Below are 12,765 nucleotides of genomic sequence, written 5' to 3' on the forward strand. Positions count from 1 at the left end.
TCGGTCCGAACCGGGTGGTCCGGTGGGGTCCAGCCCCTATGCTCTGGGCATGGCACGACGACCCACCCCTCCGCGGGAACGGCTGCTCGAGGCAGCGAGGACCGAGTTCGCGGCCCGCGGCCTCGCCGGGGCCCGCGTCGACACGATCGCGCGCGACGCCGAGGCGAGCAAAGAGCGCCTCTACGCCCACTTCTCGACCAAGCGTGACCTCTTCGACGCCGCGCTCGGCGAGAGCATCGGTCGCTGGGTCGCGGTCGTCCCCTTCGACGCCCACGACCTGCCGGGGTGGGCGAGCGCCCTCTACGACCACCTGGCCTCGAACCCCGACGACGCCCGACTGCTGCTCTGGGGTCAGATCGAGGGCGTCGCACTGCCGAGCCCCGGCGTGCTCGACCACGGCCAGCTCGAGGCGCGCCGCGACTCGGTGCGCGCGGCGCAAGACGCCGGCGACATCTCGTCCGGCTGGGACGCCGACGAGTTGCTGACCATGGTCTTCGGCGTCGTGCTGGCCTGGTTCGTCACGCCCGAGGCCACCAACATGCACACCGGCCCCCAACAGAGGCGGTGCGACGTCGTGCGACAGGCCGTGGCACGGATCGTCGACCCGGGCTGAGACCAGGCCCGAGTTTTGGGCGAGACCGCGGCCGAGACCGGTCGGCGCCGTCCGACCGGTCGGGAGTAGCGTCCCCGTGTGACCACGACCGAACCCGCTCCCGCCCTCTCCCCCGACCTGCAGCGCGTCCTCGACAGCGTGCCCGACCCGGGCGGCGTCGCGACGTCGGACGAGGTCTACGCGGCGACCGACGTCGATCTCGAGGGGTTCCTCGCGAAGCCGGCCCGCGCCTCCTCGTCCGAGCTCGTGCCCGGCGTCCTCGTGCTGCACGACTGGATGGGCGTCATCGACCACGTCGAGGTGCGCGCGCAGATGCTCGCACGACTCGGATACGTCGCCCTCGCCGGCGACGTCTACGGGCAGGGCGTCCGACCCTCGCCGCAGGACGCCGCGGCCGAGGCGGGCAAGTACTACGGCGACGTCGCGCTCTTCCGGTCGCGGCTGCTCGCGAACCTCGAGCGACTGCGGGCCGAACCCGGCGTCGACCCGTCGCGGATCGCCGTGATGGGCTACTGCTTCGGCGGCTCGGGGGCCCTCGAGCTGGCTCGCGCGGGCGCCGACGTCGCCGGCGTCGTGTCGTTCCACGGTGGGCTCGGCACGGGCATGCCCGCCGAGAAGGGCGCCGTGACCGCCCCGCTGCTCGTCATGACGGGCGCGGCCGATCCGGTCGTCCCCGACGAGGCGGTCGTCGCGTTCGAGGACGAGATGCGCGCCGCCGAGGCACCCGACTGGCAGGTGCTGAGCTACAGCGGCGTCATGCACGCCTTCGCCGTGCCCGGCACCGACGCACCCGACCACGGCGCGCAGTACGACGCCCGCGCGGACCGCCGCTCGTGGCAGCAGCTCGAGGCCTTCCTGGCCGAGGTCTTCGCCTAGCCGGTCGGAGCCTCCCCGCGCCCGCCCGGGGCCCCCACCCGCCCGGGTCAGTTGCCTGTGCAATTCGCGACACCGGAGATCCGACACGCCGCTCAACTCTCGAGATGAGCGGCGTGTCGTCGTCCCATGGTCGGGTTCGGCACGCCAAGAGCTTTCAACGCGGTCGGGTTCGGCACGGTCGGGTTGCCGGAGAGGTCGCGAACCGCCCGGCAGGAGGCGCGGGTCGAGGGACCCGGGGAGGCGCGGGACGAGGAGGCGCGGGTCGAGGGACCCGGGGAGGCGAGGACCCGGGGAGGCGCGGGGCGAGGAGGCGCGGGTCGCGGACCCGGGGAGGCGCGGGTCGAGGGACCGGCGCAGCGCAGGTCCTAGAAGCCGATGACGCGGCCCGAGCCGGCTCGGGCGATGTCGCGCAGCTGGACGGCCGTCGCGACGGCGGCGTGTGCCGCTTCGGCGCCCTTGTCCTCCTTGGAGCCGGGCAGGCCGGCGCGGTCGAGGCCCTGCTGCTCGTCGTCGAGCGTGAGCACGCCGAACCCGACGGGCTTGCCCGTGTCGAGGGTCACCCGCAGCAGGCCCGAGGTCGCGGCGTCGGACACGTACTCGAAGTGCGGTGTGCCGCCACGGATGATCACTCCGAGGGCGACGACCGCGTCGGCCCCGGCCTCGAGCGCGGCCTTCGCGACGACGGGCAGTTCGAAACTGCCGGGCACGCGCACGACCGTGGCCGTGGCGCCGAGGCGTTCGACGGTGGCCAACGCTCCGGCCAGCAGTCCGTCGGTGATCGTCTCGTGCCAGGTGCCGGCGACGATCGTCACGCGGACTCCCGTGCCGTCGACGTCGAGTTCGGTGGGGGCTCCTGCTCCGCTCATGCGGGGTCTCCTTCGGGGGTCGTGGTCGTGGTCGTGGTGTCGATGATCGGGGAGCCGGGCACGGGGGCGGGGGCGGGATCGTCGAGGTCGCGGTCGCCCAACCAGGTGACGAGGTCGGCGATCGTCACGACCGGCACTCCCTCGCGGCCACCGAAGTCGAGCAGTCCGTGCAGGCGCATCATCTCGCCGTCGTCGCCCACGATCTCGCTGATCACGGCGACGGGTCGCAGCCCCGCGGCCTTCATCAGGTCGACGGAGGCCTCGGTGTGGCCGTCGCGCTCACGCACTCCGCCCTCGCGGGCCCGCAGCGGCAGGACGTGCCCGGGGCGGTGCAGGTCGTCGCGCACGCTGGTGGGCGACGCGAGCGTGCGCAGGGTCGTCGCCCGGTCGGAGGCGCTGATGCCCGTCGTCACACCGGCCGCCGCGTCGACGCTCACCGTGTAGGCCGTGCCGCGGGCGTCCTCGTTGTGGGCGACCATCGGCGGCAGGTCGAGTCGGTCGGCGATCTCGTTCGTCATCGGCGCGCAGACGAAACCCGACGACACCCGCACCGTCCAGGCGATCCACTCGGGCGAGGCCAACTCGGCCGACAGGACGACGTCGCCCTCGTTCTCGCGGGACTCGTCGTCGACCACCACGACGGGTCGGCCCCGACGCAGGTGTTCGAGAGCGAGCTCGATCGGCGCGAGGCGCGAGTCGACCCGCGCCTCCTCGGCGGGTGTCGACACGGTCACGGGCGACCCGTCACGGCCGCGTCGAGCGCGTCCAGCGCGTCGACCCGGCCGGTCGCACCACGAGGGCCGTCGGCGTCGAGCGCGTCCAGCCGCAGCATGCGGCGCACGTGGCGGGCGAGCACGTCGGTCTCGACGTTGACCCGGTCGCCGACGGCCTTGGCGCCGAGCGTCGTCACGGCGAGCGTCTCGGGGATGAGGCTGACCTCGAACCACCCCGGAGCCTCGCCGGGCTCGCTGATCGCGCTCACCGTGAGGCTCACGCCGTCGAGCGTCACCGAGCCCTTGTCGACGAGCAGGGGCGCGAGGTCGTCGGCGAGGTCGAAGCGGACCCGACGCCAGGCGTCGCCCTGCTCGATCTCGACGACCGTGGCCGTGCCGTCGACGTGGCCCTGCACGATGTGACCGCCGAGGCGGTCGCCGACACGTGCGGCGCGTTCGAGGTTCACGGGCGTGCCGGGGCCGAACGCCCCGACCGTGCTCATGGCCAGCGTCTGCCGCATGACGTCGGCCGTGAACGTGTCGCCCTGCTGCGCGACCACCGTCAGGCAGACGCCGCTGACCGAGATGGAGTCGCCGTGCGCGGCGTCGGTCAGCACGGCCGGGCCGTGGACCGTCAGTCGGACGCTGTCGCCCTGGTCGTCGACGCGCTCGACGCGTCCGAGTTCTTCGACGAGACCGGTGAACATCAGCGCACCGCCGTGCTCGTCGCGTCGATGGGTCGGCGCGTCCGTGCGTCGGGCCCGCGGGGCGTGGTCGCCTGCGTCGTCATGTCGTCCTCCGGTCTGCCTGGCTGTGTGCCGAGGGCTCTCCGGGGGTGCGCGACGCGAGGGTCGGCATCGGCCCGGGGTCCGCGGACGGACGACCGGGCCCGCGCTACCTCTCATCCGGACTATGACCGTCGGTACCGGAGTTCCACCGGTTCAACCGGGCCGGCACCTCTCGGTGACGACACGGGTCGCGGACTGTGACCGCCGGCTCAGATTTTCACTGACCCCGGAGCGCGTTGCTCTGTCGGCGACGATAGCACCGCCGCCTCGTGCAACCCCGACGTGTTCGGCCAGGGCGTAGCCGGGCGCAACACGGGCGGCCCGGGCTCAGCCGACCACGAGCCCGAGGTGAGCCGCCATCGTCGGGGCGAAGGTCGCCAGCTGCAGCTCGTCGATGGTCGCGCCGCGAAGCCCTTCGAAGCCGTCGATGCGCGAGAAGTCGCTGGTGCGCAGGTCGGTGTGCGACAAGGAGGCGCGGGTCACGTCGAGCGTGCCGATGCGGCAGTCGACCAGCGCGACCCGCAGGGCCTGGACGCCCCCGAGGTCGAGTTCGCCGATCGTGCACCCCTCGATCACGACGTCGGTGAGTCGCGCCCCGCGCAGGTTGAGGAAGTCGATCTTGCCGCCGACCACGTGCACCGACCGCAGCTCGGCGTCGAACAGCTCGGCCGACCCCCACCGGGGCCGCTCGACGCGGACGTCACGCCAGGTGCTGCGCGCGGCGGCCAGCTCGGGGGCGAACGAATCGGACAGCACCGACTCGACCAGGCGCGCACCGCGCAGTCGGGCCGATCCGAGCCGGGGCGCCTCGAAGACGCACTCGGTGAACTCGGCCCCCTCGAGGTCGCGGTCGGTCAGGTCGGCGTCGACGTAGCGCTCGAGCTCTCGGGTGTCGCGCGGACCCAGCAGGTCGGTGCCGAGGACGACGAGCCCCTGCGGATCGACGGGGTCGAGCCGTGGGGCGTCGGTGCCGCCCGGGGTCGCGGGGCGGGACGGCGTGGGGCGGCGCGGCGGGGTCATGCGACGAGGCTAGCGGCGGCGTCCGACACGACCCGCGCCTCCTCGGGTCGGCCTGCCGCGACCCCGGTCAGCACTCGATGACGTTGACGGCGAGCCCGGCGCGGCTGGTCTCTTTGTAGCTGTCCTTCATGTCGCGGCCGGTCTGACGCATCGTCTCGATGACGGTGTCGAGGCTGACGACGTGGCTGCCGTCGCCGAGCAGGGCCATGCGGGTCGCGGCGACCGCCGTGCCCGCCGCGATGGCGTTGCGCTCGATGCAGGGCACCTGGACGAAGCCGCCCACGGGGTCGCAGGTGAGGCCGAGATGGTGCTCCATGGCGATCTCGGCGGCGTTCTCGACCTGGCGGGGCGTCCCGCCGAGCAGCGCGGTCAGCGCCCCCGCGGCCATCGACGCGGCCGAGCCGACCTCGCCCTGGCAGCCGGCCTCGGCCCCCGAGATCGACGCGTTGCGCTTGTAGAGCGAACCGATCGCCGCGGCCGTCAGCAGGTAGGTGCGGGCCAGCTCGTCCTCGGTCGCACCGTGGAAGCGCATCGCGTAGTAGCCCACGGCCGGGATGATGCCGGCGGCCCCGTTGGTCGGTGCCGTGACCACGCGCCCGCCGCCCGCGTTCTCTTCGTTGACGGCCATCGCGTAGGCCTGCAGCCACTGGGCCGGCAGGTCGGAGGCCAGCAGCGAGGAGGCGCGGCCCTGGTCGACCGCGGAGCCGCCGAGCGCGTAGGCGGTCGCCCGCTCGTCCTGCTGACGCAGCATGGTCGCGAACTGGCGGGCACGCCGCGGCACCTTCATCCACCCGGGCAGCACGCCCGTGGCCTCGAGTCCCGCGTCGACGCAGGCCCGCATGGCGGCCCAGCGCGCGTCGAGGCCCGCCGCGGCGTCGGCCTCGCCGTGCAGCGCGACCTCGTTGCGCCAGGCGAGCCCGGCGATCGACACGCCCTCGGCGTCGCAGAGGCGCAACAGGTCGTCGGCGTCGGCGAAGGCGAACGGCGCCTCGGCGGTGGGCACGGCCTGCTCGTCGTCGCCGTCGCGCACCACGAAGCCGCCGCCGACCGAGAAGTAGACCTCGCGCGCGAGACTCACTCCGTCGACGTCGAAGGCCTCGACGCTCATCGCGTTGGGGTGCCGCGGCATGCGGGTCAGCGGCGCCATCCGCAGGTCGTTGGGGGCGAAGGCGATCTGGTGTCGCCCGAGCAACCGCAGGCCGCCGCCCTGCTCGACCGCCTGCTGCATGCCCGAGACGACCGCGGGGTCGCAGGTCTCGGGCTGCATGCCCGCGAGGCCGGCGAGGACGGCCGAGGGCGTGCCGTGGCCGAGGCCGGTCGCCGCGAGCGAGCCGTAGAGCACGGCCTCGACCCGGGTGACGTCGGCCAACCGGCCGTCGGCCTCGACGCCGAGCAGGAACTCGCGGGCGGCCCGCATGGGGCCGACGGTGTGCGAGCTCGACGGGCCGATGCCGATCGAGAAGAGATCGAGGGCCGAGACGTGGTCGGTCACGTGCCACCTGCCTTCCGGGGTCACGACGACGTTACCCGCTGCCGCCGACGGTCACGGGCGGGGCACCGAGGAGGCGCGGGTCGCCTCAGGCGGGACGCCCCACCTCGCGGGCCCGCTCGGCCATCGCGCCCGACATGCCCTCGAGGAACCGTCGGACGGTCTCGAGCTCGGCCTCGTCGAAGTCGGCCATGACCCGGTCGCTCATCACGCCGAGCGGCCCGAAGAACGCCCCCGCGACCTCGCGGGCGCGGTCGGAGTAGCGGAGGAGCACCCGGCGTCGGTCGGCCTCGTCACGGCTGCGCTGCACGTGGCCGACCTTCTCGAGGCGGTCGATGACGCCCGTGGCCGCCCCCGAGGTGACGCCCAGGAGCTCGCCGAGTCCACCGGCGGTCACGGGGTCGCCGTCGCGCTCGGCCTGCATGACGTGCAGCAGCGCCTCGAGGTCGATGTGGCCGAGACCGTGCCGCGAGGCGAACGCCTGGGCGACCTTCTGCGACTCGGTGGTCAGCCGTTGCATGTGGGTGACGATCTCGTCGGCCTGCGGCGAGCGCGGCGGACGGGTCGACGGGGCCGTGGGGGCCGGGTCTCTCGGGGTGGGCATGGAACCTCCTGCCCCATGATTCTGGTGGATGCCCCTGTGATCTGCCGTGATCCGTAGCGCGTCAGCCGCAGGCCGCCCAGAGCCCGGCCCGCGAGGCCTCGGCCGACGCCTCGGCGGCGACGAACCGGTCGCGGTAGCGGTACGCGTCGTCGTAGGTGTCCTCACGCCCGTAGCCCTCGGCGACCAGTCGCTCGTTGAGCATCGTGCCGTCCGGCGACCAGACGTAGCGCAGCAGCCGGTCGTAGCGGTCGGCGTCGCCCTGCGAGGCGTCGTCCTCGAGCCAGACCGTCGCCCCCTCGGGCAGGGTGGCCGTCATGAAGGCGCTGGCCTCCGGGCCGAAGCAGTCGACCGGAGCGTCTGGCTTCACGGTCTCGGGGGTGTCGACGCCGATCAGGCGGATGCGCTCGCGCTCCCCCGCGACGGTGACGATCACCGTGTCGCCGTCGACGACGCGTTCGACGACGGCCTCGGCCGCCGCGGCCGGGACGCTCGTGGGCACGGGAACCGCACCCGCGCCTCCCGGGTCTCCGCCCCCGGACCCGTCGCCGAGGAGGCGCGGGAACGCCACGAGGACGGCCCCAGCCACCAGCACCACGACGATCCCGAGCAGACGACGCGGCGTGAGGCGACGACGCGACGGGCGACGGCGCGCGCTCACTCGGCGAGCCGCGTGCCGCGGAGCTCGGGCAGCATCGTGGCGGCGACGGCCCCCACGACGAAGACCGCGCCGAAGACGACGAAGAGGGTGGGCGGCCCGCCGAGGGCGATGAGCGGCGGCACCGACAGCGGGGCGGCGATCGAGGCGATGCGGCCGACGCCGGCGGCCCACCCCGCCCCCGTGCCCCGCAGCGGCGTCGGGTAGAGCTCGGGCGTCACGGCGTAGAGCGCCCCCCACGCGCCGAGGTTGAAGAACGACAGCGCCATGCCCGCGACGAGGATCTGCGCCACGCTGCCGCTGACGGCACCGAAGCCGAAGAACACGGCCGCGACGGCCGACCCGAGCAGGAAGGTCGCGAGCGTCCCCCGGCGGCCCCACGTCTCGATCAGCCAGGCCGAGGCCGCATAACCCGGCAGCTGGGCCAGCGTGATGATCAGCACGTACTCGAACGAGCGCACGAGCGGGAACCCGGCCGCCACGAGCAGCGACGGCAGCCAGACGAAGGCGCCGTAGTACGAGAAGTTGGTCATGAACCAGACCACCCAGATCGCGACCGTGCGGCGCGCCATGCCGGCACCGAACAACCGACCGACGGAGGCGCGGGCCGGCTCCTCGACGACCCGCGCCTCCTCGGCGACGACGGTCGGGGCGGCGACGCCGGCGGCCTGCTCGAAGCCGCGGACGGTGCGCTCGGCCTCGTCGTGACGACCCTTCGACTCGAGGAAGCGCACCGACTCGGGCATCCTCAGCCGCACGAAGACGGCGTAGAGCGCGGGGGCCGCACCGATCAGCAGGGCCCAGCGCCAGCCGTCGTCGCTGGTCGGGATCACGAGGTACCCGACGAGGGCCGCCCCGATCGAGCCCACGGCCCAGAACGCCTCGAGCAACACGACGACGCGACCGCGGATGCGCCGGGGCGAGAACTCGCTGACCAGGGTCGACGCGACGGGCAATTCGGAGCCCAGGCCGAGACCGACGACGAAGCGCAGGACGAGCAGCACGCCGACCGACCACGAGAGGGCCGAGAGACCGGTGGCGAGACCGTAGAGCAGCAGGGTGAGGGCGAAGACGGTCTTGCGGCCCAGGCGGTCGGCCAACGAGCCGCCGACGGCCGCGCCGATCGCCATGCCCGCGAATCCGGCCGAGGCGACCCAGGCCAGTTGGCCGGCCTGGTCGCTCCACACGGTCATCAGCTGGGCGATGACGAACGAGAGCAGACCCACGTCGAGCGCGTCCAGGGCCCAGCCGATGCCCGAGCCGGCGAGCAGTCGGCGGTGCTTCGAGGTGAACGGCAGCTCGTCGAGACGCTCGCTGCGCGTCGGGGCGACCGGGGTCGGGGTGGGGACGGGGGTCATCGGGGCCTGTCGTCTCGCTGGTGGTCGGGGTCGGGCGGGTGGTCGGGGTCGGGCGGGTGTGGGGCGGGCACGGGCACCTCGGGCGAGGCGGATCGGGCCACTGGGCAGTGTAGGAGCCGTGAAGATGGTCGCCACTACAGACACCGGGGCCGCGGCACCGTAGCCTCGGGCGGACCGGATCATCTGGGTCCGCGACGGAGGCACCACCATGGCAGAGAAATCAGCGAAGAAGACCACCGCGAAGGTCGCCGTGCGCTCCTTGAAGGAGAAGCGCGCCGACAAGAAGGCCAAGGGAGCGACGGGCAGCCACTCGGAGGACATCGTCTCGAACGTCAAGAAGCGCTGACGCGCGACGTCCCCGACGGGGCGCCGACCTCCGCACCGGGCATCCCGGTCGCGAGGCGGCGCCCCGTCGTCGTCCCGGCCCGTGACGACGCCTCGAGCCGTACCGGTTTGTGACGCGACGCAGACCTGAAATAACCTCGACCTCGTGGCCCCCGATCAGGCGGGGGCCCGGAGGGACGACAACATGGTCGACAGGCGTGTCAGGACGTGGGCGGCGGCGGGGGTGACGGTCGTCCTGGCCGGTGCCCTGGCACTCGGTGGTGCGACGGGTGCGTCCGCCGCGGGCCCCGGAACGGTCGGCTGGGCCGACTTCACCGTCGACGGGACGGCTCGGGCGTACACGGGCACGATGACACTGCCCGGCGACTTCCCCCAGGCGACGTTCACGTCGACCTCACGCCAGGCCACCATCCCCAGCGGGTCGAGCACCTGGCAGGGCACGGGCACGCCGGTCGGCGCCGAGTACGACTCGAGCCGCGGTCGCCCCTACCTCAACCTGCGTCCCGCCCAGGATTCCCCGACGGCTGCCGCCGCCTCGGTCACGACCTACACCTTCGACCGGGCCACACCCACGAGCGACTGGTCGTTCGTGCTCGGCGACGTCGACGCCGACCAGGTGACCGTCTCGGCCACCGACGCCGCCGGCGCGGCCGTGCCCGCGAGCGCCCTCGGTTTCCGGAGCACCTACAACTCCTGCCGCACCGCGACCGGCGGCCCGTCGCCGTCGTGCGACGCCGCCGGGCTGCGCGACGTGCCCTCGTGGAACGCCGGCTCGGGCGTTCTGACCGGCAACGCGACCGCGGCCGACACCGAGGGTGCCGCCGCCTGGTTCAGCCCGACCGTGCCGCTCTCGACGCTGACCTTCACGTATCAGCAGCGGGCCGGGTTCCCGGTGTACCAGACGTGGTTCGTGACCAAGACGTTCACGGCGAGCGGCACGGTGACGAACGACGGCACGGCCTACCCCGGGGCGGTCGTGACGGTGGTCGACCCGGCGACCGGTGAGGTCGTCGGGACCACGACGACGGTCGGCCCCGACGGCACCTGGTCGGTCCCCGGCCTCGTCTCGGGCACGCCCTACGAGGTCGACGTCACGACGCCCGACGGTGCCACCGACCTGCCCGCCCGATCCTTCACCGTGACCGGCGACGACTCGCCCGGCCTCGACTTCGCCTTCACGGGTGCCGTGGCCCCGGTCGACACCGCTCCCCTCACGGTCACGGTCGTGCAGGCCGACGGCACGCCCGTCGCCGACCGTCCGGTGAGCATCGTCGTGCCCGGCCAGATCGACCCGGTCGCATCCGGGACGACCGGCACCGACGGCTCGATCACCTTCGAGGGGCTCGATCCCGCCGCGGAGTACGACGTGGTCGACGAGGTCACGGGCATCGCCCGGGGTCCGGTCACCACGTCCTCGGGCGCTTCGATCACGCTCGACCCGACCGTCGAGATCACCACGAGCATCGTGAACCCCGACGGCTCGGCACCCGCGACCGGGTCGACGGTCGACATCGTGCCGGTCGGCGAGACCACGCCCGTGGCGAGCGTCGAGACCGGCGCGGGCGGCTCGTTCACGGCCGACGGCCTGACCCCGGGTGAGCAGTACGAGGTGATCCTGGACGAGGACGTCGACTCGGCCGTCACGATCACCGCACCCGCGACGAGCGGGACCATCCCGCCCGTGCAGATCGCCGCTCCCGACACGGTCAGCGTCGAGGGCGCGGTCGTGAACGCCGACGGCACCCCCGCCGTGGGCCTGCCGCTGCAGGTGATCGAGGCCGACGCCGCCGAGCCCGAGCCCGTCGCCACCCCGACCACCGACGCGGCCGGCCTCTACCGCGCCGAGGCGCTCGTCCCCGGGACGGACTACGCGGTCGTGCTCGACGGTGACGTCGTCGGCACCTTCGCCGCACCGTTCGCCGACGGCACCGTGCCGACGATCACCCTCGCCGCGCCTCCCGTCGTGACGCCCGTGCCCGACCCCGACCCGAGCCCCGACCCCACCGTGTCACCGGCACCCGTCGTGCCCGCGGCCGGTGGGTCCGGCACGGGCGGATCGGGTAGCGGCGACTCGGGCCGACCACTCGCCTACACGGGCAGCGAGCCCGGCCTGCCGCTCGGCCTCGGCGCCGCCGCGCTGGCCCTGGGCCTCGCCCTCGTCACCGGCTCGGCCGTCGTCCGGCGCCGGGTGGAGCGCCGCTGACGGCGGCGGGCGCCGGGTCCTGAACCCGGCAGGCCGAGGAGGCGCGGTGTCCGTCCGACGGGCACCGCGCCTCCTGCGGTCCGCCGGGCCGCGCACCGGGCCTGGGCCGTCGCCGGGTGCGAGGGAGTTGGCTCGGAGCCATGAAGAACACCACACTCGGCCAGGTCGACGGCGGACTCGACGTCGGCCGTCTCGGCCTCGGCCTGATGGGCATGTCCGCCTTCTACACCGGCAACAGCACCGACGACGACGAGTCGGTGCGCGTGATCCACCGGGCGCTCGACGTCGGCGTCACCCTGCTCGACACCGCCGACATGTACGGCCCGCACACGAACGAACAGCTGCTCGGACGCGCTCTCAAGGGCCGCCGCGACCAGGCCGTCGTCGCGACGAAGTTCGGCAACGTCACCGACCCCGAGGCGCGTGCCGAGCGCACGGTCGACGGTCGGCCCGAGTACGTCCGCCGCTCGGTCGACGGGTCGCTGCAGCGTCTCGGCATCGACCACATCGACCTCTACTACCAGCACCGGGTCGACCCGCAGGTGCCGATCGAGGAGACCGTCGGCGCGATGGGCGAACTCGTGACGGCCGGCAAGGTGAGGTTCCTCGGATTGTCCGAGGCCGCACCCGAGACGATCCGCCGCGCCCACGCCACGCACCCGATCACCGCCCTGCAGACCGAGTGGTCGCTGTGGAGTCGCGAGCCCGAAGCCGAGATCCTGCCGACCGTCCGCGAGCTCGGCATCGGCTTCGTGCCCTACTCGCCGCTCGGTCGCGGGTTCCTCACCGGCACCATCCGCTCGGTCGACGAGCTCGCCGACGACGACTTCCGCCGGTTCGCGCCCCGTTTCTCGGGCGACAACCTGCAGGCGAACATCCGCATCGTGCAGCAGGTCGACGAGGTCGCCCGGGCCGTCGGAGCCACGCCCGGTCAGGTCGCACTCGCCTGGCTGCTCGCCAAGGGCGAGGGCATCGTGCCCATCCCGGGCACGAAGCGCCGCGCCTACCTCGACGAGAACGTCGCGGCCGACGACGTCGTGCTCGACGCCGAGCAGATGTACCAGCTCGACGACGTGGCCGCGCCGAAGGGCGCCCGCTACGCCGACATGTCGACGGTCGACAAGTAGGCCACCGGCACCACACCGTCGAGTGGACGGGACACCGCGGCGACGCGTGGTGTTCCGTCCACTCGGCGGTTGGGGGGCGATCTCGTAGCGCGTGAGGGCCAGGCCGAG

The 12,765-nt window shown here is 73.6% G+C and carries 12 protein-coding genes, 1 pseudogene and 1 riboswitch; of the genes and pseudogenes, 5 read left to right on the forward strand and 8 right to left on the reverse strand.

Features of this window, described 5'->3' with window-relative positions; all coding sequences use genetic code 11:
- Window positions 1-49 precede the first annotated feature (49 nt).
- Complete coding sequence (locus AC1MBW_RS02875) at window positions 50-613, forward strand: TetR/AcrR family transcriptional regulator (RefSeq protein WP_054146322.1); 564 nt, start codon at window positions 50-52, stop codon at window positions 611-613.
- A 78-nt stretch (window positions 614-691) separates the two neighbouring features.
- Window positions 692-1,489, forward strand: coding sequence for a dienelactone hydrolase family protein (locus tag AC1MBW_RS02880; RefSeq protein WP_054146321.1), 798 nt, complete (start codon window positions 692-694; stop codon window positions 1,487-1,489).
- 365 nt (window positions 1,490-1,854) lie between these two features.
- Here the strand turns inward: AC1MBW_RS02880 and ribH are convergent, their stop codons facing one another.
- The 8 genes and pseudogenes from ribH to AC1MBW_RS02920 form a co-directional block, all read right to left on the reverse strand.
- Window positions 1,855-2,355, reverse strand: coding sequence for a 6,7-dimethyl-8-ribityllumazine synthase (ribH, locus tag AC1MBW_RS02885; protein ID WP_055971173.1), 501 nt, complete (start codon window positions 2,353-2,355; stop codon window positions 1,855-1,857).
- Window positions 2,356-2,464: 109 nt separating this feature from the next.
- Window positions 2,465-3,035, reverse strand: a pseudogene (gene ribB / locus AC1MBW_RS02890) (3,4-dihydroxy-2-butanone-4-phosphate synthase); the annotation flags it as partial.
- A gap of 50 nt (window positions 3,036-3,085) precedes the next feature.
- Window positions 3,086-3,775 carry a riboflavin synthase gene (locus AC1MBW_RS02895; RefSeq protein ID WP_480025367.1) on the reverse strand — a complete coding sequence of 230 codons (690 nt, stop codon included), beginning with the start codon at window positions 3,773-3,775 and terminating at the stop codon, window positions 3,086-3,088.
- Between the two features lie 181 nt (window positions 3,776-3,956).
- Window positions 3,957-4,094: riboswitch (FMN riboswitch) on the reverse strand.
- A gap of 89 nt (window positions 4,095-4,183) precedes the next feature.
- Window positions 4,184-4,876 (reverse strand): pentapeptide repeat-containing protein, encoded by a 693-nt coding sequence (locus AC1MBW_RS02900; RefSeq protein WP_480025368.1) that lies wholly within the window; start codon window positions 4,874-4,876, stop codon window positions 4,184-4,186.
- Window positions 4,877-4,943: 67 nt separating this feature from the next.
- Window positions 4,944-6,368, reverse strand: a complete 1,425-nt coding sequence (locus AC1MBW_RS02905; protein ID WP_480025369.1) for an L-serine ammonia-lyase — start codon at window positions 6,366-6,368, stop codon at window positions 4,944-4,946.
- Between the two features lie 85 nt (window positions 6,369-6,453).
- Window positions 6,454-6,969, reverse strand: coding sequence for a MarR family winged helix-turn-helix transcriptional regulator (locus AC1MBW_RS02910; RefSeq protein ID WP_480025370.1), 516 nt, complete (start codon window positions 6,967-6,969; stop codon window positions 6,454-6,456).
- A 61-nt stretch (window positions 6,970-7,030) separates the two neighbouring features.
- On the reverse strand, window positions 7,031-7,627 hold the full coding sequence (locus tag AC1MBW_RS02915) for a thermonuclease family protein (protein WP_480025371.1): 597 nt from the start codon (window positions 7,625-7,627) through the stop codon (window positions 7,031-7,033).
- On the reverse strand, window positions 7,624-8,982 hold the full coding sequence (locus tag AC1MBW_RS02920) for an MFS transporter (RefSeq protein ID WP_480025372.1): 1,359 nt from the start codon (window positions 8,980-8,982) through the stop codon (window positions 7,624-7,626). Before AC1MBW_RS02920 ends, AC1MBW_RS02915 begins: the two co-directional genes overlap by 4 nt.
- Before the next feature lie 208 nt (window positions 8,983-9,190).
- Here AC1MBW_RS02920 and AC1MBW_RS02925 point away from each other — a divergent pair, with 208 nt between their 5' ends.
- From AC1MBW_RS02925 to AC1MBW_RS02935, 3 genes are all read left to right on the forward strand, one after another.
- The gene (locus tag AC1MBW_RS02925; protein WP_167599047.1) at window positions 9,191-9,328 is read left to right on the forward strand and encodes a hypothetical protein; all 138 of its coding nucleotides are present in this window, start codon (window positions 9,191-9,193) and stop codon (window positions 9,326-9,328) included.
- A gap of 144 nt (window positions 9,329-9,472) precedes the next feature.
- Window positions 9,473-11,530: a hypothetical protein gene (locus AC1MBW_RS02930; protein ID WP_480025373.1), complete on the forward strand. Its 2,058-nt coding sequence runs from the start codon at window positions 9,473-9,475 to the stop codon at window positions 11,528-11,530.
- Between the two features lie 140 nt (window positions 11,531-11,670).
- Window positions 11,671-12,657 carry an aldo/keto reductase gene (locus AC1MBW_RS02935; protein WP_480025374.1) on the forward strand — a complete coding sequence of 329 codons (987 nt, stop codon included), beginning with the start codon at window positions 11,671-11,673 and terminating at the stop codon, window positions 12,655-12,657.
- Window positions 12,658-12,765 lie beyond the last annotated feature (108 nt).

Source organism: Frigoribacterium sp. AP1 (genome assembly GCF_056680555.1).